Source organism: Pontixanthobacter sp. CEM42 (assembly GCF_017812015.1).
GTDB lineage: Bacteria > Pseudomonadota > Alphaproteobacteria > Sphingomonadales > Sphingomonadaceae > Pontixanthobacter.
Genome location: NZ_JADQTN010000001.1, coordinates 1,133,943 through 1,155,939, shown reverse-complemented (window position 1 = coordinate 1,155,939; position 21,997 = coordinate 1,133,943). Strand labels below are relative to the sequence as shown.

The 21,997-nt window shown below is 56.9% G+C and carries 18 protein-coding genes; 13 read left to right on the top strand and 5 right to left on the bottom strand.

Annotated features, from left to right (window positions below):
* Positions 1-104 precede the first annotated feature (104 nt).
* The 11 genes from J9777_RS05535 to J9777_RS05485 all read left to right on the top strand — a co-directional run bounded on the left by J9777_RS05535 (position 105) and on the right by J9777_RS05485 (position 14,033).
* Complete coding sequence (locus tag J9777_RS05535; protein WP_209347755.1) at positions 105-749, top strand: XrtA/PEP-CTERM system exopolysaccharide export protein; 645 nt, start codon at positions 105-107, stop codon at positions 747-749.
* 16 nt (positions 750-765) lie between these two features.
* Positions 766-2,286 (top strand): XrtA system polysaccharide chain length determinant, encoded by a 1,521-nt coding sequence (locus J9777_RS05530; RefSeq protein WP_209347754.1) that lies wholly within the window; start codon positions 766-768, stop codon positions 2,284-2,286.
* 10 nt (positions 2,287-2,296) lie between these two features.
* Positions 2,297-3,364, top strand: coding sequence for a capsular biosynthesis protein (locus J9777_RS05525; RefSeq protein WP_209347753.1), 1,068 nt, complete (start codon positions 2,297-2,299; stop codon positions 3,362-3,364).
* A gap of 6 nt (positions 3,365-3,370) precedes the next feature.
* Positions 3,371-5,023: a preprotein translocase subunit YajC gene (locus tag J9777_RS05520; RefSeq protein ID WP_209347752.1), complete on the top strand. Its 1,653-nt coding sequence runs from the start codon at positions 3,371-3,373 to the stop codon at positions 5,021-5,023.
* A gap of 18 nt (positions 5,024-5,041) precedes the next feature.
* Positions 5,042-6,229, top strand: coding sequence for an XrtA/PEP-CTERM system-associated ATPase (locus J9777_RS05515; RefSeq protein ID WP_209347751.1), 1,188 nt, complete (start codon positions 5,042-5,044; stop codon positions 6,227-6,229).
* Between the two features lie 14 nt (positions 6,230-6,243).
* Complete coding sequence (locus J9777_RS05510; RefSeq protein ID WP_209347750.1) at positions 6,244-7,152, top strand: XrtA system polysaccharide deacetylase; 909 nt, start codon at positions 6,244-6,246, stop codon at positions 7,150-7,152.
* Positions 7,149-8,213 (top strand): FemAB family XrtA/PEP-CTERM system-associated protein, encoded by a 1,065-nt coding sequence (locus J9777_RS05505; protein WP_209347749.1) that lies wholly within the window; start codon positions 7,149-7,151, stop codon positions 8,211-8,213. The genes J9777_RS05510 and J9777_RS05505 overlap by 4 nt, the downstream gene beginning before the upstream one ends.
* Positions 8,213-9,460, top strand: a complete 1,248-nt coding sequence (locus J9777_RS05500) for a TIGR03087 family PEP-CTERM/XrtA system glycosyltransferase (RefSeq protein WP_209347748.1) — start codon at positions 8,213-8,215, stop codon at positions 9,458-9,460. Before J9777_RS05505 ends, J9777_RS05500 begins: the two co-directional genes overlap by 1 nt.
* Complete coding sequence (gene xrtA, locus J9777_RS05495) at positions 9,450-11,012, top strand: exosortase A (protein WP_209347747.1); 1,563 nt, start codon at positions 9,450-9,452, stop codon at positions 11,010-11,012. Before J9777_RS05500 ends, xrtA begins: the two co-directional genes overlap by 11 nt.
* A gap of 10 nt (positions 11,013-11,022) precedes the next feature.
* Positions 11,023-12,921, top strand: a complete 1,899-nt coding sequence (locus tag J9777_RS05490; RefSeq protein WP_209347746.1) for an XrtA/PEP-CTERM system amidotransferase — start codon at positions 11,023-11,025, stop codon at positions 12,919-12,921.
* Positions 12,922-13,073: 152 nt separating this feature from the next.
* Positions 13,074-14,033, top strand: coding sequence for a crotonase/enoyl-CoA hydratase family protein (locus J9777_RS05485; RefSeq protein ID WP_245228513.1), 960 nt, complete (start codon positions 13,074-13,076; stop codon positions 14,031-14,033).
* A 3-nt stretch (positions 14,034-14,036) separates the two neighbouring features.
* On the opposite strand, the gene zapE is transcribed toward J9777_RS05485, so the two are convergent.
* The 3 genes from zapE to J9777_RS05470 are packed head-to-tail and all read right to left on the bottom strand — an operon-like array spanning position 14,037 to position 16,420.
* Positions 14,037-15,155: a cell division protein ZapE gene (zapE, locus tag J9777_RS05480; protein ID WP_209347745.1), complete on the bottom strand. Its 1,119-nt coding sequence runs from the start codon at positions 15,153-15,155 to the stop codon at positions 14,037-14,039.
* Entirely contained in the window at positions 15,152-15,610 is a 459-nt protein-coding gene (locus J9777_RS05475) for a PaaI family thioesterase (RefSeq protein WP_209347744.1), read from the bottom strand. Before J9777_RS05475 ends, zapE begins: the two co-directional genes overlap by 4 nt.
* A gap of 27 nt (positions 15,611-15,637) precedes the next feature.
* Positions 15,638-16,420, bottom strand: a complete 783-nt coding sequence (locus J9777_RS05470; RefSeq protein WP_209347743.1) for a succinate dehydrogenase iron-sulfur subunit — start codon at positions 16,418-16,420, stop codon at positions 15,638-15,640.
* Between the two features lie 212 nt (positions 16,421-16,632).
* On the opposite strand from J9777_RS05470, the gene J9777_RS05465 reads away from it, so the two are divergent.
* Entirely contained in the window at positions 16,633-17,391 is a 759-nt protein-coding gene (locus J9777_RS05465) for an SDR family NAD(P)-dependent oxidoreductase (protein ID WP_209347742.1), read from the top strand.
* 26 nt (positions 17,392-17,417) lie between these two features.
* Here J9777_RS05465 and J9777_RS05460 read toward each other — a convergent pair whose 3' ends face one another.
* The gene (locus tag J9777_RS05460) at positions 17,418-18,311 is read right to left on the bottom strand and encodes a haloalkane dehalogenase (RefSeq protein ID WP_209347741.1); all 894 of its coding nucleotides are present in this window, start codon (positions 18,309-18,311) and stop codon (positions 17,418-17,420) included.
* A 68-nt stretch (positions 18,312-18,379) separates the two neighbouring features.
* Between J9777_RS05460 and J9777_RS05455 the strand changes: the two genes are divergently transcribed.
* The gene (locus J9777_RS05455) at positions 18,380-19,015 is read left to right on the top strand and encodes a class I SAM-dependent methyltransferase (RefSeq protein WP_209347740.1); all 636 of its coding nucleotides are present in this window, start codon (positions 18,380-18,382) and stop codon (positions 19,013-19,015) included.
* Positions 19,016-19,091: 76 nt separating this feature from the next.
* Here the strand turns inward: J9777_RS05455 and J9777_RS05450 are convergent, their stop codons facing one another.
* On the bottom strand, positions 19,092-21,833 hold the full coding sequence (locus J9777_RS05450) for a ribonuclease E/G (RefSeq protein WP_209347739.1): 2,742 nt from the start codon (positions 21,831-21,833) through the stop codon (positions 19,092-19,094).
* Positions 21,834-21,997: the final 164 nt, after the last annotated feature.

The window sequence follows — 21,997 nt, the reverse complement described above, 5'->3', positions numbered from 1 at the left end:
TCACCCTTTTTCGCGAGAAGCCATCCTCATATCCGCGGGTAGTGGTAGGCCGGTAGCTCCGACCTTGCGCTGAATTGCCCGCTCAACGGCAAGGATGCGCATCGATGCCCAGTACTAAACGTTTCTCGAAACTGCTCGCAGGCAGCGCTTTGGCTGCACTCTCACTAGCAGGCTGTGCCGCCGGTGGCGCGCAGCTTCCTCCAGCATCAACCGTGACCGCTCAAGATCAGCCCGGCGAAGAATATCTGATCGGTGCTCTGGACGAGCTGACAATCCATGTATGGCGCAACCCTGAACTGGGGGCCGAGAAAATTCAGGTCCGTCCTGATGGGCGCATCACTACACCGCTAGTTACGGATATGCCTGCCGTGGGTAAAACGCCGTCGATGCTGGCGCAAGATATCCGTCTGCAGCTTTCGCAATATATCGAGGAACCTCTGGTCTCGGTCATTGTGACCAAGTTCGAAGGTGCAATCAGCCAACGTATCCGTATCATCGGCGCGACCGAGCAGCCCGCATCGCTGCCATACCGTGCCAATATGACCGTGCTCGACGCGCTGATCGCCGTTGGCGGCCTGTCCGAATTCGCAGCGGGCAACCGTTCGAAGCTGATCCGTCGCAACAAGTCGACCGGCCAGCAAGCTGAGTACTCGTTGCGCCTAGGCGACCTTCTGAAGAAGGGCGACAGCCGCGCGAATGTTCTCCTCCAACCCGGCGATGTGATCATCATCCCGGAAAGCATGTTCTGAGGGATCGGCACACAGCATGAACGAAGTATTTGAAGATCTGCGCGCAGCGCTTTTCTCGGTCTGGCACAGGCGCTGGTTAGCGCTCGGCGTGGCTTGGGGCGTGTGCGTTCTGGGTTGGCTGGTGGTCGCGATGATCCCCAACTCCTACGAATCGGAAGCACGGATTTACGTGCAGCTCGATGATGTTTTGTCCGATCAGCTTGGTATCAAAGGTGCCGGCAAGCAGGATATTGCCCGCGTTCGCCAGACATTGGCAAGTAAGGTCAATCTGGAGAAGGTCGTCCGTTCAACCAAGCTGGGCGACGAAGTTAAAACGCCGCGCGACATGGAAAGCGCTATCGAAGGGCTTACCGAGAAAGTTACCGTGAAGAGCGAAGAGGACAATCTCTTCGAACTGAAAGCTGAAATTGGCAAAGGCGACCTGTCTGATGGCGAGAACGCTGCTCTGGCACAAAGCGTAGTACAGAAGCTGATCGATATTTTCCGCGAGGAAAACATCGCCGGAGCGCGCGGCGACGTAGCTGAAACCATTGTGTTCCTCGACCAGCAATTGGAAGAGCGGAAGCGTGAGCTAGAAGCCGCGGAGCAGCGCCGCTTGGCTTTTGAAGCGGAAAACCCCGATCTGATCGGTGGCAGCGACACGCTATCGAACAAGCGTCGACAATTGCGCACCGAACTGCGCGATGTTGAAGCTGATCTTGCAGCTGCACAAAGCGCACTCGCGGCGATCAATGGTCAGTTGGCGGGAACGCCGCGTACCATCACAACCCCTGGCGCGGTTGGCGGAGCGCGCCAAGCGCTTTCCAACGCGATGTCACAACTCGCAACGATGCAAGCGAGCGGGAAACGTGAGAGCCATCCAGACGTCATAGCGATCCAGAAACAGATTGCGGCTTTGCGCGTGCAGGCGGCCAATGAAAATCCGAACAGCGTTGGTTCCACTAACCCGGCCTATAGCTCGTTGATTGCCATTAAGGCGGACCGCCAGGCTAATGTGCAGGCACTTCTCGCGCGTCAGGCAGCGCTCAAATCTGAAGAGTCGAGTTTGCTGGCCAGCGCGGCCAACGAGCCCGCGGTTGCTGCTGAAGCGAACCGCATCAGCCGCGACTACGAAGTGCTCAAAGACAAATATGACGAGTTGCTTCAGGACCGCGAGGAAATGAAGCTGCGCGGGCAGGTCGACAATGAGCGCAGTTCGTTCAAATTTGAAGTGATCGATCCGCCAACTATGCCGCGCGTGCCATCGGCACCGAACCGGCCTCTATTGCTGATCGGCGTACTGATCGCAGGCATTGCTGCCGGTGTTGGCGCTGCCTTCGCCATCGGTCAGCTCCGTTCGACATTCGCGACCACCGGCAAGCTTGAGCGCGCGCTTGATCTGCCGGTGCTGGGCGCGATTTCACAGACAATGACCGACACCGCGCGCGAGTTGCGGACCAAGCGCATGCGCATGTTTTACGCCGGCAGTGCGGGCCTAGCGGCCTTGTGCGTCGTCCTACTCGCGGTGGAATTTGTCCAGCGCGGAATGGTGGCGTGAGGAGCAGGATATGACCGAACATAAGAACATCCCACTCCCGAAAGACGGCGAAGGCGGTAGCACTGACGGCTCGCTGTTCGAGCGTGCCAGCGGCGCATTCGGCTTTGATCCGTTCACGGCAGCACCAATCAAAGGCAAGTTGCCCGAACGCGAGATGAAGCGCGCCAAAGTTAAGGTGAAAGACACCGAGCCTAAGGAGCAAGCGGAAAAGCCCGCAGCAACAGTTGAAGCTGCGCCAGCTGCGAAACCCGCTGTGCCGACCGAATATCAGCCCGAACCTGAGGTAAACCTACCGGTTCCAGCGGCATCGCGCGAGATCGTGGTTGAACCGGAAGTTTCCGCCATCACGCTGTCAGGCCCGAAATATGAGATTGATCGCGAGCATTTGCGCGATCAGGGCATGATTGTGCCTGAGGGTACGGTCACCGGCTTGATCGAAGAGTTTCGCATCGTGAAACGCCAAGTGATCAAAGCTGCGCGTGAAAAAGGTACGGGGCGTTCACGCCGCGTGCTGATCTGCTCGCCGCATCCGGGCGAAGGCAAAACCTTCTGCGCGACCAATCTGGCGATTGCCATGGCGGCTGAGCGCGACAGCGAAGTGCTGTTGGTGGACGGCGATTTCGCAAAACCATCGATCCTCTCGACTCTTGGATTGCCCAAAGGGCCGGGCTTTATGGATTGTCTTGCTGATCCAGACGTTCACGTGGAAGATTTGGTGCTAGGCACTGATATTCCTGGCTTATGGGTGCTCCCATCGGGAAGCAATACGACATCGGATAGCGAATATCTGGCCAGTGAACGCACCGCCGAAGTGCTCGATCGCCTGACGGTCGGTGCGCCTAACCGCATTATTATCTTCGATTCTCCGCCTGCTTTGGCTGCATCACCGGCAGCCGAGCTTGCAAAGCATGTGGGGCAAGCAGTGCTTGTCGCACGGGCGGATAAGACCGGACAAAGCGCTTTGGAGGATGCTTGCCAGCTCCTCTCCGCATGTCCGGACATCAAGTTGCTGCTTAATGCAGCGCATTTCAGTCCAAGCGGCCGGAATTTCGGCTCCTACTATGGATATGGGGAATAACCCGTCATGAGAAAACTCGCCCTTAAACGCACAACCGCCTTGGTCGGTGCACTCGTAGCGATCAGCGCGGCTTCGCCTGCCCTGGCGCAGGATTCTAGCGATGAAGAAGGTGACTCGCGCACTCGCGCAGTCAATGTCGAACCCTATATCGAAGTCTCGCAAATCGCGATTGCAGAGTTGTCCCCCGGCGATGAAGTGGTGACCTACACCCAAGTCGCTGCGGGCGTTGATGCATCGATCACAGGGCGCAACAATGGCGGCTCTGTATCGCTGCGCTACGAACGCAACATTGGTTACGGTGATGATAGCGTGGACAGCGATACTATCAGCGGCGTCGCGCGCGGATATGCCTCTATTGTTCCGCAGGTATTGACCGTTGAAGCAGGGGCACTTGCGGCCAAAACCCGTGTTGACGGCAATGGTGCATCCAACCTTGCATCGCTCGATGATCGCGGAACCGATAGTCAGATCTATTCTGCTTATGCAGGTCCGACTTTGAGCACTCGCGCTGGCGATGTCGAAGTCAATGCGAACTACCGTATCGGCTATACCCGCGTTGAAGCACCGGATGGTCTTGTTACCGCACCAGGCGCAACGCCAATTGACGTTTTCGATGACAGTGTATCGCAGAGCGCGAAAGTGCATCTCGCAACCCGTCCGGGTGAACCATTGCCAGTGGGCGTTGGCGTCGGTGCCGGGTGGAATCAGGAAGATATTTCCAATCTCGATCAGCGATTTCGCGATGTCTATGTCCGGGGTGATATTTCGCTGCCGGTCACTCCATCGCTCGCGCTGGTTGCCGGTATTGGATATGAGGATGTCGAAGTATCAAGCCGCGATGCAGTGCGCGATGTAAATGGCGATCCGGTGATTGGCCCGGACGGGCGGTTCGTTACGGATACTAGCCAGCCGCGCCAACTTGCCTATGACGTTTCAGGTCTGATTTGGGATGCTGGTGTAATCTGGCGTCCAAGCAGCCGCACTTCGTTGACGGCGAATGTCGGTCGTCGTTACGATTCAACAAGCTATTACGGTAGCCTGTCATATGCGCCGAATAGCCGCAGTTCATTGGCTGTATCGGTCTACGATACTGTTTCCGGCTTTGGTAATCAGTTGAACACCGCGCTCGCCAACCTTCCGACTGAATTCACCGCCGGTCGTAATCCGCTTACCGGCGGTTTGGGTGGCTGTGTCTCGGGTCAAGACGGTGCAAACTGTCTCAACGGTGCGCTTGGCTCGGTTCGCTCGTCGATTTTCCGTTCACGCGGTGTCGCCGTAAGCTATTCGACCAATATCGGCCGTCTAAATGCAGGTGTGGGCGCTGGATATGACCGCCGCCGCTTTATTGCGACGCCGGGCACCGTTCTGGCCGCAGCAGATGGTGTGACCGATGAGTCGTATTACGCAGCGCTGTTCCTGTCGGGCGAAGTTGGCCAGCGGGGCAACTTCAGCACCAACGCTTATTACAACTACTTCAATAGCGGGTTTGATCTCGCTGGTGACGTGACTGCGATTGGCGCATCCGCAGCTTATAATCACAGCATTTCGTCACGTTTGTCGGCACGAGCGGCGATCGCCGTCGACAGCCTCGACAGCGACGTTTCGGCTGAAGACTTCACCGCAGCATCGGCCCTTGTTGGCTTGCGCTTCGGCTTCTGATCCTAGGGGACCATTTCAATGTTTGATGAATTTTACGGATTAACGGCGCGACCGTTTCAGCTGACCCCTGATCCGAATTTCTATTTTGAAAGTGCAACGCACCGCAAAGCACTGTCCTATCTTGGATATGGCATGGCGCAGAGCGAAGGCTTTATCGTGATCACCGGTGAAGTGGGCGCAGGTAAATCCACGCTCGTTGCGCATTTGATGCAGAAGATTGACCGTGAACAGATGACGGTGGGCCAGGTGGTCACCAGCAATCTGGACGGCGAAGAACTGGTTCATGTCGCGGCGCAAAGCTTCGGTCTTGAGGTTGAAGGCAAGGACAAGGCGAGCGCGCTGGGCGCTATCGAAAACTTCCTGCATGATGAGGCCCGCGCGGGTCGGCGCACCATGCTGGTCGTTGATGAATCGCAGAACTTGTCTGTCGAAGCGCTTGAAGAGCTTCGGATGCTGTCGAACTTCCAGCTCGGTTCGCATCCCTTGCTGCAAGTCCTGCTGCTGGGTCAGCCTGAATTCAAACAAGTTCTCGCGCAACACGCGGCGCTTGAGCAGCTGCGTCAGCGGGTAATCGCTGCGCACCACCTCGGTGCGATGGAGCCAGCGGAACTCAAGCCCTATATCGAGCACCGCCTTGGCTGTGTTGGTTGGGATGGTAATCCTGAATTTGACGATGCAATCTTTGCTGAATTCTACGAAGCAACGGGCGGTGTTCCGCGCCGCGTGAACCAAGTAGCGACACGTTTGTTACTGCTCGGCGCGGTTGAACAACGCACCAAGATCGACAGCGCGATGCTGGCTTCTGTGGTCGAAGAGATGCAAGGCGACAACGCTGTTGCTGACGGCGACAATGACGTCGGCTCGGCCGCAATGCCATTGTCCGGCCCGGTCAAGCATGTAGCGGCTGTTCAAGCGGCACCGGAAGCTGTTGCAGCGCCTGTGATGCAGGAACTCGCGCAGGGTCAGATCGACGCGATTTTGGCTGAACGCGATTCCCAGATCAAAGAACTGCAGCAAGCTGTTGTCGAACTGTCGCGCGCGGTTGAAGCGAAGTCTGGCGAGGTCGAACTTCCCAAGGAACTGGTCGAGAAAATTGCCGGTATGGATGCCCGCCTTGATGAGCAAGAGCGCACTGTGCGCCATGTGCTTACCATGATGATCGAGTGGATCGAAAGCGAGCAGCCCGCTCGAGTGGAAGCCGCCTGAGAGGAGCGTTCCGGATGGAACATTCGCCGGTAAAACCAGAGGCGGACACTGCGGTCATCAATGGCCTGTCGGTTGACGTTGAAGACTGGTTCCAAGTTGGCGCGTTCGAAAATGTTATCGACCGCGAAGATTGGGATGGCTTGGCGCTGCGCGTGGAAGACAATGTCCTGCGCATCCTCGACATGTTCGGCGAAGCCGATGTGAAGGCGACGTTCTTTACGCTGGGATGGGTGGCGAAGCGGCATGGTCCGCTGATGCGACGCATCGTAGAAGCTGGGCACGAATTGGCCAGCCACGGTTATGACCACGCACGCGTATTCACCTTTGACCGTAAGGAATTCGGCGAAGATATCGCCAAGGCACAGGCGATCCTCGAGGATGCTTCTGGCGCGAAGATCGCCGGGTATCGTGCGCCCAGCTTCTCGATCGATCAGCGGACGCCATGGGCCTACGAAGAATTGGCGGCGCAAGGTTACACCTATTCCAGTAGCGTCGCGCCGATTGCACATGACCATTACGGATGGCGCGAAGCACCGCGCTTTGCATTCAATCCGCTGGAGGGTTCGGACTTAGTCGAAATTCCGGTTACGACCGCAATACTCGGCGGGCGCCGCGTTGCTGCTGGCGGGGGCGGCTTCTTCCGTGTGCTGCCTTACGCGTTCTCACGCTGGGCCATTCGCCAAGTAAATCGTGAGGAGAACCGCCCAGCGGTGTTCTACTTCCATCCTTGGGAAGTCGATCCAGATCAGCCAAGGGTTCCCGGCGCACCGATCAAATCGCGGCTGCGCCACTACACAAACCTGAAGAAGATGGCACCCAAACTTCGCGAATTGATCGACGATTTTGCATGGGGCCGAATGGACGAAGTCGCCGAGCGCGAGGCAGCGTTTGCCAAAGCTCTACAGGATGAATGGGCCGCATGAACGCGCCGTTTCCTCTTTCGGCGGAGAGCATTTCGCTTGTCCAATTGCGCGATCCGGGTGAGTTCGCGCGGATAGAGAGTTTTGTCTCCGAGATGGGCGGAACACCGTTTCACCGCCCTGCGTGGCTGCGAGCGGTGGAGACGAGCACCGGTCAGAGAGCGACTGGCCTCGTTGCTGAGAAATGCGGGAACGTTACGGGCTGGCTGCCACTCAGCGAAGTGCATTCGCCGCTTTTCGGCAGGGCCTTAGTCTCGAGCGGATTTGGTGTCGGTGGAGGAGCGTTGGCGAGCAGTGCCAAGACTGTGGTGCAATTGTGCCGTTCAGTTGAAGAACTGGCGATCCGGAAGTCTTGTCCGACAATTGAATTGCGCGGTGGTGATGCACCACGAGACTGGCATCATTGTGATGATAGCCATGCGGGTTTCGTTACCGATTTAGCCGAGGATGACGAGCAGCAATTGCTCGCGATTCCGCGCAAGCAGCGCGCGGAGATCCGGAAGAGCCTGAAGCTCGATCTTGAAGTATCTGTCGGCGGCGGCGAAGAAGATCGGGCGGCGCACTATGCCGTCTATGCAGAGAGTGTCCGCAACCTCGGCACTCCGGTTTTTCCGCGCGCACTTTTTGATGCTATGCTCGATGAATTCGGCGCTGATGCTGATATTCTAACTGTTCGCCATGAGGGCGTTCCTGTCGCCAGCGTTCTATCATTCTATCATGACGGCGCAGTCATGCCCTATTGGGGCGGTGGAACATTCGCCGCGCGTCATCTGCGCGCCAACGAACGGATGTATTTCGAGCTGATGCTCCACGCGCGCAGACGCGGTATGCAGCGGTTTGACTTTGGGCGTTCGAAGACCGGCAGCGGACCTTACAATTACAAGAAGAATTGGGGCTTCGAGCCGCAACCGCTCAGCTACGCCAGTTGGACTGCGCCGGGACATGCGAAGCGCGATATCAATCCCAATAGCGAAGCCTACTCTGCCAAGATCGATCTGTGGAAGCGCTTGCCGCTGAAAGTCGCGAATATCATCGGGCCGGTTATTGCCAAAGGACTAGCCTAATGGGCCATATCCTGTTTCTGGCGCACCGAATGCCGTTTCCACCTGATCGCGGGGACAAAATTCGTTCACATCATTTGCTGAGGGCGCTGGCTAAGTTCGCGCCCGTTCATGTCGGTTGCTTTGGCGATACTGACAATGATTTTGAGCATGAGCACCTGCTTGGCGAACTCGCAGAAAGCTATTGCTTGCCGCGTCGTTCAAAATCCATGGCTCGGGCCGGGATTGAAGCGCTTGCAACGGGAAAGCCAGTCAGCCTGACTGCCTTTGAAGATGCCGCTCTGGCCGACTGGGTCGTCAAAACAATTCAAGAGCGGAATATCCAGACGATCTTCGTATTCTCGGGGCAAATGGGGCAGTACATTCCCGCCTCGTTCGAGGGAAAGGTCGTAATCGACCTTTGCGATGTCGATTCCGCCAAATTCGAAGCCTATGCCGAAGACGGTAAATTCCCGCGCAAATGGATTGATGCACGTGAAGGCGTGATGCTCGCGCAAGTAGAAGAACAATTGGCACAGCGAGCCGACTGCACATTGTTTGTCAGCGAGGCTGAAGAGGCACTTTTTCGTTCGCGCGTTACGTCGCACGAGAGCTGTGAGACCGGTGCTGTTCGCAACGGTATCGATACCGAATTTTTCGACCCGTTAAATTGCGAGCCGCATCCTGACCTTGCGCGATCCAGCGGCCCGAACTTTGTGTTCACTGGCCAGATGGATTACGCACCGAATATTGGTGCTGCGTTGCGGGTGATGGATCGACTGATGCCGCAAATCCGCGCGGTGCATCCCGAGGCTAGCTTCCATCTCGTCGGTCGGGCTCCGGTCAGTCAACTGACCAAGCGAGATGGTGAGCCGGGTATTCGTGTGTGGGGCGAAGTTCCCGATGTGCGGCCATTTCTCGCGGGCGCAGATATTGTGATCGCGCCGTTGGAAATAGCCCGCGGTGTACAGAACAAAGTGCTCGAGGCGATGGCGATGGCCCGGCCCGTGTTGCTCTCTCCCGAGGCTGCAACAGGCATAGATGCAACCAATGGTGAGCATTTCGCGGTGGCCAATACCGATGAGGCGTTAGTAGAGCGTGCATTGGATATGCTTGCTGATAGACCATCGACATCGTTGATGGCTGCTGCTGCGCGCCGCCATGTGGTCGAGCAGCAGGGCTGGGAGGCCATGTTGGCACCTCTAGCGGAGTTGTGCGGCTATCCCCCACAATCGGGTCAGGCGAAGGGCCGCCAACGCGATGCCGCGTAGTCTGTCACTTGGAACCGCAGGCGAGGGAAAGTTGCTGCAGAGCATCCCCGATCACTGGCGTTTACCGCTAGGCCGGTTAGCGCTCGCGTGGCTGGCGATCATCGCGCTCACCTTTCGCGATTGGCTTTCCATGTTCGACCAGTGGTGGAACATCTCGACCTACAATCACATTCTGCTCGTACCATTCATAGTCGGTTGGCTGATTTATGATCGGCGCGATCAGCTGCGCCACCTAAAGCCTGTCGCGTGGTGGCCGGGTCTGTTGGCAGTTGGCATAGCATTGTTCTTCTGGCTAATCGGCTCGCTCGCAGGTGTGAACACGGTAAGCCAACTTGGCGCCGTGCTGGCGCTGCAGGCCAGCACGTTGGTATTGCTAGGGCCGCGCATTGCAGCCGCAAACCTGTTCCCGTTGACCTACATGCTGTTTCTGGTGCCGTTCGGTGACGAGCTGGTGCCAACGCTGCAAATGGTCACCGCTGATCTCGTTATCGCGCTGACCGAATGGAGCGGTATTCCGGCAATTATCGACGGCGTGTTCATCGATACACCCGCAGGCTTGTTCGAAGTTGCCGAGGCATGTTCGGGTGTAAAATTCCTGATCGCTATGATCGCGCTTGGCACCCTTGTTGCTTACAGTTGTTTCAAAAGTTGGAAGCGCCGGGCCGCCTTTATGGCGGCGGCAATCGCATTGCCGATCCTTGCCAATGGCGTACGCGCATGGGGAACGATCTACATCGCGCAATCGCAAGGCATCGAATTCGCTGCCGGGTTCGACCATGTGTTTTACGGCTGGGTATTCTTTGCGCTGGTTGTTGCCGCGTTGCTGGCGGCATCGTGGCGCTATTTTGATCGTGACCCCGAAGACCTTGGTATTGATTTGCCGGCTATCGAGACTCACCATTGGTTCAAGAACCTGATTGCTGCGACTATCGGCGGGAACATGGCCTTTGGCGTGGTAGCGGGTATGCTCGTCCTCTTCGGCGGTTGGAATGCGATGGCATCGCAAGTGGAAGCTGCGGTGCCTGCATCGATCACTTTGCCGGAAGTGAACGGATGGACACGCGTAGACTACGCACCACTTGTCGATTGGTCACCCAAGGCAACAGGCGCGGACCACCGCTTGCTCGGGCGTTATCGCAGTGAAGCTGGCCAAGAGGTAGACGTGTTTCTCGCACTCTATGCCGCTCAGGAAGAAGGCCGAGAGGCCAGTGCTTACGGTGAGGGCGCATTGTCGACAGAGAAAGAGTGGCGTTGGTTGGCCCCGGGCGAAGCGGTGCCGCAAGCAGTAAGCGATTACCTCCTCGCCAACGGGCAAGTGAAGCGCTTGGCGCAGACATCGTTCCATCACGGCGATATCCTCACTGGGAGTGCCGCCAAGCTGAAGCTCGCCAATATGCGTGACCGGCTATTGCTCCGCGCTCAGCCGACGATGATGCTGATCCTATCGGCAGAAGAGACCGAAACGCAGAAACCAGCTCCTTCTATCGCAGCTTTCCGCCAATCTATCGGCAATGAAAGCGAATGGATGGACCGCATCGCGGGCCTACGTTAGGGCGCAGCCGATGTGCGGAATTGCCGGCCTTTTCCATTGCGGGACACCCAAGCCGGTCGATCCGGCGCGTATCAAGCGTATGTGCGACGCACTGGAGCATCGCGGTCCTGACGGCGAAGGCGTATGGACCGATGCTGGCGTGGGACTGGGGCACCGCCGCCTGTCGATCATCGATATCGAGGGTTCACCCCAGCCGATGCATTCGGCGGATGGTAATGCGGTTCTCGTATTCAATGGCGAGATCTACAATTTTCGGGAGCTTCGGCGCGAGCTTGAGGGGCAGGGTGCAACTTTCCGGACTGACGGCGATAGCGAAGTTATTCTGGCCGCATGGCAGCGCTGGGGCGTAGATTGTCTGGAGCGGTTGCATGGTATGTTCGCTTTCGCTCTTTACGACCGTAACCGGAAAGAGTTGCTGCTTGCGCGCGACCGGTTGGGCGTGAAACCGCTATTTATGGCACCACTGAGCGATGGCAGCTTGGCATTCGCGTCCGAACTCAAAGGCCTGCTGGCGCATCCGCTCCTACGCCGCGAAACTGACCCGTTAGCGATCGAGGACTACATGACATGGGGCTATGTGCCCGATCATAGGTCGATCCTGAAGGGTGTCGAAAAGCTCCCGGCTGGCCATTTCCGCTTGTTGAGGCACGGTCGGCCTGCCCAGCCGCCGCGCCAGTGGTGGGATGTGAGCTTTGCCGACCGCAAGAAAGGCAAAGATGCGGACCTTTCCGTAGAGTTGCTTCATCATGTGCGCGAGGGCGTGACGTCTCGCATGGATGCTGACGTACCGTTGGGCGCGTTTCTATCTGGTGGTGTGGATTCATCCAGTGTGGTCGCGCTGATGGCAGAATCACACCGCGATCCTGTGACGACCTGCTCGATTGGCTTCGACGTCGCCGCGCTCGATGAAACAGGTTATGCCGAGAAGGTAGCCGGCCTGTTCGGTACCAATCATTACAACCGCACCGTCCAGCCCGACGATTTTCAAGAGATCGACCGGCTTGTCGGCATGTTCGATGAGCCGTTTGCCGATGCGTCTGCACTACCAACATGGCGCGTGTGCCAGTTGGCCCGCGAGCATGTAACTGTCGCGTTGTCGGGTGACGGCGCGGACGAAGCATTCGCTGGGTATCGCCGCCAAATCTTCCACGCTCGAGAAGAGCAGGCGAGGGCAATGCTTCCTGAGTCCCTCCGCAAACCCATATTCGGTGGATTGGGCGCGGTTTGGCCGAAAGCAGATTGGGCTCCGCGGCCCCTGCGAGCCAAATCCACTTTGCAGTCACTCGCTCAAGATGGAGCGACGGGTTATGCGCGGTCACTCTCGGTTATTCCTCCTGAACTACGTCAGAAGCTGTTCTCGGACGATCTAAAACGTGAATTGGGTGAATACCGCGCAGAGCAACCACTAATCGATTTGATGCGCAATGCGCCTGCCAGGTCCGGATTGGACCGTGCGCAATATGCTGACCTTAAGTTCTGGCTACAGGGTGATATCCTGACCAAAGTCGACCGCGCCAGCATGTCGGTAAGCCTCGAGGCACGTGAACCGCTGTTGGATCATCGCCTGATTGAATTCGCAGCCCAGTTGCCGCACCGCGCCCGCGTACGCGGTGCTCAGGGCAAGTGGCTCGTGAAACACACGATGGAACGCTATCTTCCGAACGATATCCTTTATCGGCCGAAGCAGGGATTTGTTACGCCGATTTCTGATTGGTTCCGTGGTCCGCTTGCTGGTGAAGCGAAAGCTATTAGTTCGAGCGCAGGATTGGCGCGTACCGGATGGTTCAACCCGCGCGCCTTGGCCAAAATTGCCGATGATCACATAGCCAAGCGTGCCGATCATGGCCGCATTCTTTGGCAATTGCTTATGCTTGAGCGCTCAATAAAGCATCTGCAGGTCGTGCGCTAAGTCTAAGAAAAAGAGTCACAATTACTTACCAACTGGCCATTTTCGGGACGTTGGAAAATTCAAGCTGGAAAATAAGTGTTTGCCAAGCGAGTCACCATGGCTGTAGCAAGGTGGTGATCAGTACACCGCATTCATCCTAAAAAGGGGTCGCAATGGATCGGATTACGGCTGGATCGGGAAGGGTAACAGAAGACGTGGACAGCGTCTCGAGAACCGTTATGCCCCTTGGGGAAGGTGATGAGCATCTGCTTGATCACGATCTTTCTCACACAGAAATTCCTGACGGACTTCTGGCTCTGAAAGAGCTCGACGTTATGTATCAGGAAGATACCCAGACATTGTGGACCTATATGCGGCCCGAGGGCCGCCCGAGCTTTACGCGGACGATGCTGAGCGATTTTGAGAATTGGCAGAAGTTGATTTCGCAAGGCTTCGGTCCCGATAAAGTACCGCTCAAATATCTTGTCCTTGGCAGTCGTGCGCCGGGCGTATTTTGCTTCGGTGGCGACCTCACCCTGTTTCAAAATTTGATCCGTGAGCGTGATCGCGAGGGTCTCGAACATTACGGCCATCGTTGCTGTGAGATTTTGCACAACAACATGAATACGCTAGACATTCCGATGCTTACTATCGGTCTCGTCGAGGGCGCTGCATTGGGCGGCGGCTGGGAAGCGTTGATGTCATTCGACTATATCGTGGCAGAGCGTGATGCGACATTCGGACTGCCAGAGATCATGTTCGGCCTGTTTCCCGGGATGGGTGCGCATGCATTCCTCTCGCGCAAATTGGGAAGTGCGATGGCCGATCGGCTGATCGTTTCCAATGAGACCTACTCCGCTGAGCAGATGTACGAGCTTGGTTTGGTTCACCATTTGGCCGAGAAAGGCGAAGGGCTGAATGTGTGCCGCGACTTCATCAAGAAGTCGGATCGGCGCCATGCCGGGCTGGTCAATGCTCGCCGGGCGATGAAACTGTCTTGGGATTTGCAGCTTGATGAGCTTAACCGTATCACCGAATTGTGGGCCGACGCGGCTTTACAGCTTAGCGAACGTGATCTGAAGGTAATGTGCAGGTTGGCCTCCGCCCAGAAGAGGCTGGCAAACGCCGCTTAGTGGCTAGTCACTGGGGCCATGACCCAATGCCATATACTCGGCGCTTTGCATTTCCATCAGACGGCTGACTGTCCGCTCAAATTCAAAGCTACCATCGCCGGCTTGATAGAGTTGTTCTGGTTCAGCAGCGGCGGTCACGAACAGTTTCACGCGGTGCTCATACAGTGCATCAATTAGAGTGACGAAGCGTGCCGCCTCGTTACGGTCCTCGGCGCTCATGACCGGAATCCCGACCACGATGACCGTGTGATAAGTTCTTGCGATCGCCAGGTAATCGCTCGCGCCGCGCGCTTCCTTACAAAGACGCTTGAAGCTGAACACCGCTACGCCTTTGAGCGATTTCGGCACGTAGAGCATCCGTCCACCGCCGACATCCAGTTCTCCAGAAGGCACATTTTTGGCATCTTCGGGTGCGTAGTCGGTGAGGCGAAAGAATGCTTCGCGTACCTGTGCCGTGGCTGCGTCTCCAAGCGGCGAGTGCCACGTATCAATGTCGCCTAACCTGTCGAGGCGATAATCCACCGGCCCGTTGAGCGGCAGCACATCCAGACGATCTTCGATCAAGTCGATGAACGGCAGAAAATGCTCACGGTTGAGCCCGTCTTTATACAGATCGGATGGAGGCCGGTTGGAGGTTGTCACTACCGTTACCCCCTCATCCACGATCAGAGAGCGGAACAGGCGGCTCATAATCATCGCATCAGCGGAGTTGTTGATCACCATTTCGTCGAAGCACAAGCAGCGGACTTCCTGCGCAATGTCGTGAGCGACTTTTGGAATGGGATCGCCAGGATCAGCTTCGCGCCAGGAGCGGATCATTTGATGCACTTCCTGCATGAAAGCATGGAAATGTACGCGGCGCTTCTGATTGATCTGAAGCGCTTCGTGGAACAGATCCATCAGCATCGATTTACCGCGCCCGACACCGCCCCACATATAGATCCCGCGCGGAGGCGGTGGCGCCTTCCCAAACAGTTTGCCGAGAAAGCCGGTGGGTGATTGGGCCGCGAGTTCCTGTCGTAACAGTGCTAGACGCCGGGCTGCGGATTTCTGTTCAGGATCAGGCTTAAGCTCGCCGGCAGCGACTAGCTCTTCGTAGCGCGATATCGGCGTTTCCGTCATGCTTTTGGAGACGCTTTACGGACGAGTCCGGAATATGCAGCCACCAGATGATCGCCTTGTACAACTTCGCCGCGCATGAACATCAATCGCCCTGTTTCGCGCATAACTTCGACCACCGCATCCATTGGCTCGTCCGGTTTGCCGCCACCGATAAACTGCGTTGAAAGCTCAAGTGTTACCGCCATTCCGGCTTCGCTCTTGCGCAGCACATGCATGGCAGAAAATAGCGAGATATCGATCAGCGACAGAGTGGTCGCGCCGTGGATCATATCTTGCAGATTGGTGTGTTTGTGCTCCGGAAACATGCGCAGGCGGCATTTGTCGCCCTCCTGACGCACCCTCATTGCGCCCATTACTTGCGTGTTGAAGCGCGAATTATCGGCCATATCCCAAGTATACCAGCCGGGTTGGCCGGGAACCGGTTCGTAAGTGAAGAAGTCGGGTGGCTCGCGCATTGGCTTTGCCCCTACACCAGCAAGCGTTTAGATTGACCGTTCGGCCATCATCTTCTTGGTTTCGGCGATTGCCTTGGCCGGACTTAGACCCTTGGGGCATACATTCGCGCAGTTCATGATCGTGTGGCAGCGATACAGGCGGAAGGGGTCTTCCAGCTCGTTCAAACGCTCACCGGTCATTTCATCGCGGCTATCTGCCAGCCAGCGATAGGCTTGCAGCAGAATAGCAGGGCCAAGGAACTTGTCGCTGTTCCACCAGTATGACGGGCAGCTGGTCGAGCAGCAAGCGCACAGGATGCACTCATACAAGCCATCAAGCTGTTCGCGCTGCTCGGGGCTCTGCAGCCGTTCCTTGCCGCTTGGTGTCGGCGTAACCGCCTGCAACCAAGGACGGATAGAGGCATATTGCGCGTAGAAATGGGTGAAGTCAGGAACGAGGTCCTTGATCACTTCCATATGCGGCAGTGGGGTAATGCGGATCTCGCCCTTCATGTCCTCAATCGCAGAGGTGCAGGCGAGGCCGTTCTTGCCGTTCATATTCATCGAGCACGACCCGCAAATCCCCTCGCGGCAGGACCGGCGGAACGTCAGCGTCGGATCAATCTCGTTCTTGATCTTGAACAGAGCGTCCAGAACCATCGGCCCGCAATTGTCGAGGTCAATTTCGTATGTGTCGTAACGCGGGTTTTCGCCCGTATCGGGATCGTAGCGATAGACTTTGAATTTCTTCACACGCCCAGCGCCATCGGCAGAATGGGTTTTCCCTTTGCCGTTGATTTTGGAGTTTTTGGGAAGAGTGAAGGTCGCCATGGAGAGAAATTCCTGATCTTTCTAGTTGCTGCCTATGTAACGATTCTGCCGTGTGACACAAGCGTTTGCGCGCCGGTTTCGCCCGTAATTCCTACAGGATGGAACACATGGAACAGGGTTCTGATGAACAATATTTCACGTTCATTGCAAAGGATTGAACGAACAGTGGAACGAATGGGGGAACGAGCGAGCCATTCGCCCGTCTAACCGACATGAGCAATGTAGGATATGACAAAGCCGGAAAGCCGGGCTGCGCGGTGATCTTCGGGGCTTCCGGCGGAATCGGGGCGGCGCTGTGCGAGTCATTGGCCGCAGATGGCACCGGAACAATCTTCGCCGGATCACGAAATGGTGACGCGGTTGCGGGAGATACTACCATCCCGTTCCGCTTTGACTTGCGTGACGAAGACAGCATCGCTGCTGCTGCTACGTTGGTCAAAGAGCATCAGCCTGATCTCGCGCCCGATCTCGTAGTCGTTGCCACTGGTGTTCTGACCTTGAGCAATGGCACTGGACCGGAGCGCAGCTATCGCGCGCTCGATGGCGCCTCGATGGCTGAAGTGCTGCACCTGAACACGATCGGTCCGGCAATGATTGCCAAGCACTTCCTGCCGTTGCTGCCGCGTGACAGGCGGGCAATTTTTGCTGCGCTGTCTGCGCGGGTCGGATCGATCAGTGACAATGGCTTGGGCGGGTGGCACTCCTATCGTGCTTCAAAAGCGGCGCTGAACATGCTGATCAAGAACTTCGGCATCGAGCTTGGCCGGACACACAAGCAAGCTGTGGTCGCCGCACTTCACCCCGGCACAGTCGATAGCGATTTGTCCAAGCCATTTCAGAGCAATTTGCCCGATGGTCAGTTGACCAAACCCGTGGCCGCCGCGCGCAATCTGCTCCGCACGCTAAATGGCCTTACGCCAAGCGATAGCGGCGGGTTGTTTGCATTCGATGGCTCACGGATCGAGCCGTAGTCGCCGATTACTCAGACGCGGGCTTGTTAGACTCCGGCCATTTTCGCCGTGTCGAGAATTGCGCCGACGAACCCTTCCGGATCATCTTCTTGAATAAAGTGTCCGCCCTTTAGAGTGCGGTGCAAGTCGTGTTTTGCTCCGGGAACGCGTTCTTGAAATGTCGCAAAACCGCCGCGTGTGATTGGGTCTTTGTCGCTAAAGCAACAGGTGAAGGGCTTGTCGAATTGCTCGAGCGCTTTCCACGCTTTCAACTGATCGGGCACCGCCACATTCTCGCCCAGCGGGACGAGGGCGGGGAATATCCGTGCTGCGGCCTTGCTACCGCGCGTATCGTAAGGAGCGTTATAGGCAGCGACCTCGGCATCGCTTAGTTCGGATGTCGTTGCCTTCTGGATGATTCCGCCAATCGGGAAGATCGGACTCATTTTGGCGAAAGTGCGCCACTTTGCGAAGGCTGGCGGTGGTTCTTGGCCTGCGGGCAAACCGCCATTCGATAGTACTACCGCAGAAAATTTGTCGGGCATTGCAGCAACTAACCGCAATCCAAGCAGCGAACCCCAGTCCTGACAAGCGAGGACAACATTGTTCAGCCCCATCGCTTCGAACCACTCGCGCATCCACGCGACGTGACCCGCATAGGAAAACTCGCTCTTTGACGTCGGTTTGTCTGATTTGCCAAAGCCGATGAGGTCGGGCGCCAAAACTCGATATCCTGCGTTGACCGTAGGCCCGATCATCTTGCGATAGAGGAAGCTCCAGCTTGGCTCACCATGCATCATCAGGACGGGAGTGGCATCGCGCGGGCCCTCGTCAACATAATGCAGCCGAAGCCCATCTTTGAGGATGTGATAGCGTGGATCGAAGGGGTAGTCGGGGACATCTGCGAAGCGTGAATCCGGTGTGCGATGAACCTTGGCCATGAATTATCCCCTCAACGGTTATTTTTCGGGTATCATGCCGCCGGGGCACGCAATTGGGAAGAGCGAAAATGGGCATTGTAAAATGGTGGGATGAGCACGGCGTGCCGCGCGTAATCAAGCTGGCCTGCGGCGCGCCGCAAATTATGAAGTTGCGGTCACAGCTCGTACCTATGGCCAGAGGCGATGTGTTTGAGATCGGCTGTGGCGGGGGGATCAACCAGCAATTCTACAATGATGCTGCGATCACCAGCTATGCGGGGATCGATCCGGGCGCGAAGCTGCTAGAATATACCAAGTCAGAGGCTGAGAAGAAGGGCTGGAAAGCCGATATTCGCGACGGGATTGGCGAGGCAATCCCGTTTGAAGATTCCAGCTTTGACACCGTGGTGTGCACTTACACGATGTGTTCGGTTCAAAATCAGGCGCAGGTCGTCCGTGAAATGCGGCGCATTCTGAAGCCGGGTGGGAAGCTGCTCTATTTGGAGCACGGCCGGGCGCCTGATGCATCCGTTGCAAAATGGCAAGATCGGATCGAGCCGATCTGGAAACCGATTGCAGGCGGTTGCCATCTGACGCGTCCGATCACCACCGCTGTGCGCGATGGCGGTTTCGAAGTCGAGCAATTGGGTGAGCGCTACACACCCAAAACACCGAAGCCTGTCGGGTGGATGGAATGGGGCGTTGGCGTGAAGGCGGCCACCTAGACTTTCCTTTCGTCAGAAAAGCCAAACGCCACCCCTGCTTTCACAAGAGTGGCGTTCGATTGTTCTGGAGAGTTAATTACTCGCCGAAAGTACGCTGCCACCAGCCGCCGCGCTTCTTGGCGGGCTGATCTTCGCTGGCGGTTTCGTCAGCTTTAGCAGATGATTTGGCTTTCGCTGCCGGTGCGGGTTTCGCCGGATCGGCAGCCTCGGTATCGGCTTTCTTCTTGCGAGGAGCGCGCTTCGGCTTTTCCTTAGCTTCCTCGGCAGATGCGTCAGCAGTGTCAGCCTTCTTCTTGCGTGGAGCACGTTTGGCTTTGGGCTTTTCAGCTTCTTCCGCCTTTGGTGCGTCTACGTCGGCCTTGGGAGCATCAGCGTCAGCCTTCTTCTTACGTGGAGCCCGCTTAGCTTTGGGCTTCTCTTCAGCCGCCGCTTCTTCAGTGGCTGCGTCATCCGCCTTTTTCTTGCGAGGGGCACGCTTCCGCTTTGGCTTCTCTTCGGCTGCAGCTTCCGCGGTTTGCGGTGCATCATCCGGACCAGCAACGACCGCCATGTCCTCTTTCACCTGCTCCGACACGTTATCGAGGTTTTTGGCGTCATCTGCCGTTACCTCATTGTCGTCACCGTTATTGTCACCGTTTTCGGCGCCATTATTGTTCCGGTTACGGCCACCACGGCGACCGCGTCCACCACGGCGGCGGCGCTTTTTCTTAGGCTTACCGTCTTCATCGAGCTCTTCATCACGCTGATGCCCGCGCTGGTCGGATCCGCTTTCATCGCTGCCATCGGTGTTTTTCTTGCGGCCACGACCGCCGCGACGACGACGCTTCTTCTGCGGACGATCATCTTCGTCCTCATAAGCTTCTTCTTCGATGTCATCATCATCGTCATCATCGACGATTGGTTCGAATTTTGGCGCTTCGGTCGGACGAGGGCCGGAGCTTGCGACCGACATTTTCGCGCCTTCGTCTTCACCCTCGGGCATGACTTCGACGGTCACATTGTAGCGATCTTCGATTTCAGTCAGTTCGCTGCGCTTGGTGTTGAGCAGATAGACAGCCGCCTCGGTGCTCGCACCCAGTTGGATGACAGTGCCCTTACCTTTGGCTGCTTCGTCTTCGATCAAGCGCAGGGCCGATAGACCGGCAGACGATGCGGTCCTGACAAGGCCGGTGCCATCGCAGTGCGGACATTCGCGAGTCGATGCCTCGAGCACGCCGGTGCGGAGGCGCTGACGGCTCATTTCCATCAAACCAAAGCCCGAAATACGCCCGACTTGAATGCGTGCACGGTCGTTCTTGAGCGAGTCCTTCATCGCGCGTTCGACTTTGCGGACGTTGGAATTGTATTCCATGTCAATGAAGTCGATCACGACCAGACCGGCCATATCGCGCAAACGCAGTTGACGGGCGATTTCGCGCGCGGCTTCTACGTTAGTGGCGGTCGCAGTTTGCTCGATACCGTGCTCTTTGGTCGAACGGCCTGAGTTGATGTCGATCGAAACCAAGGCTTCGGTCGGATTGATAACCAGGTAGCCGCCCGATTTGAGCTGGACCACGGGGTCATACATCGCGCGCAGCTGATCTTCCGCTCCGTAGCGCTGGAACAGCGGCACCGGGTCTGAATAAGCCTTCACCCGGCGCGCATGGCTGGGCATCAGCATCTTCATAAAACCCTTGGCCAGCTTGTAGCCGTCTTCACCCTCGACAATCACTTCTTCGATCTCACGATTGTAAATATCGCGGATCGCGCGCTTGATCAGGTCGCTGTCCGAATGGATCAGGGCAGGGGCGCTGGAGCCAAGCGTATTGTTACGAATTTCGTCCCATAGGCGGGCAAGATAATCGAAATCGCGCTTGATCTCGGTCTTGGTGCGGCTGAGGCCGGCAGTGCGGACGATCAGCCCCATCGTCTTGGGCAGCTGAAGATCACCAACGATTTGCTTCAGGCGTTTGCGATCCTGCGCGCTGGAAATCTTGCGGCTGATACCGCCGCCGTGGCTGCTGTTGGGCATAAGCACGGTGTAGCGACCGGCAAGGCTAAGATAGGTGGTGAGAGCAGCGCCCTTATTGCCACGCTCTTCTTTTACGACCTGGACGAGCAGAACCTGACGGCGCTGGATAACGTCCTGAATCTTGTAGCGGCGACGCAGCGCCATACGCTTGGCGCGAACCTCGTCTACTTCTTTTGCACGGCTGCGGCCTTTACCGCCACCTTGGCGGCGACCTTTGCCATTGCGACCCCGGCGTCCGCGACCGCGACGGCCCTTGGGTTTCTCGTCTCCGTCGCCGTCTTCGGAAGTATCTTCTTCATCGTCCGAATCGTCATCGTCACTGTCATCATCGTCGCCATCAACATGGCCTTCTTCGATGGTCGCGACTTTGTCTTTTTCGGATGTGTCGATTTCTTCCATGCCGTCTTCGGCAAGGTCTTCCGCTAGCGCTTCGGAGGATTCGTCATCGGCATCATATTCCTCACCGGGAACATTGCCTTCTTCTTCCTCTTCAGCGCGCAGGCGCGCCTCTTCCTCAGCGGCTTCAGCTTCTTCAGCGAGCAGCGCTTCGCGATCCTCTGTCGGGATCTGGTAATAGTCTGGATGGATTTCGTTAAAGGCAAGGAAGCCGTGGCGATTACCGCCAAAGTCGACAAATGCCGCCTGCAACGAGGGCTCGACCCGCGTAACTTTCGCTAGATATATATTACCTTTGATCTGCTTGTGTTCGGCAGATTCAAAGTCGAATTCCTCAATCCGGTTGCCTTTTAGTACCGCCACCCGGGTCTCTTCCGAGTGGCGCGCATCGATTAGCATGCGCGTTGCCATTGAATTGTCTCCATGCGCCGCCGGGCGGGCCCAAACACGGGTTCAGTCCTACCGATGAGTGACGCAAATATGTGTGAAAACCGCCGACCATCTTGGTCGCAGCGGTGTTATAAAACCGGCCGACGCGTTTCTGCGCATCATGCCGGGGTGATGTGTCTGCCGAG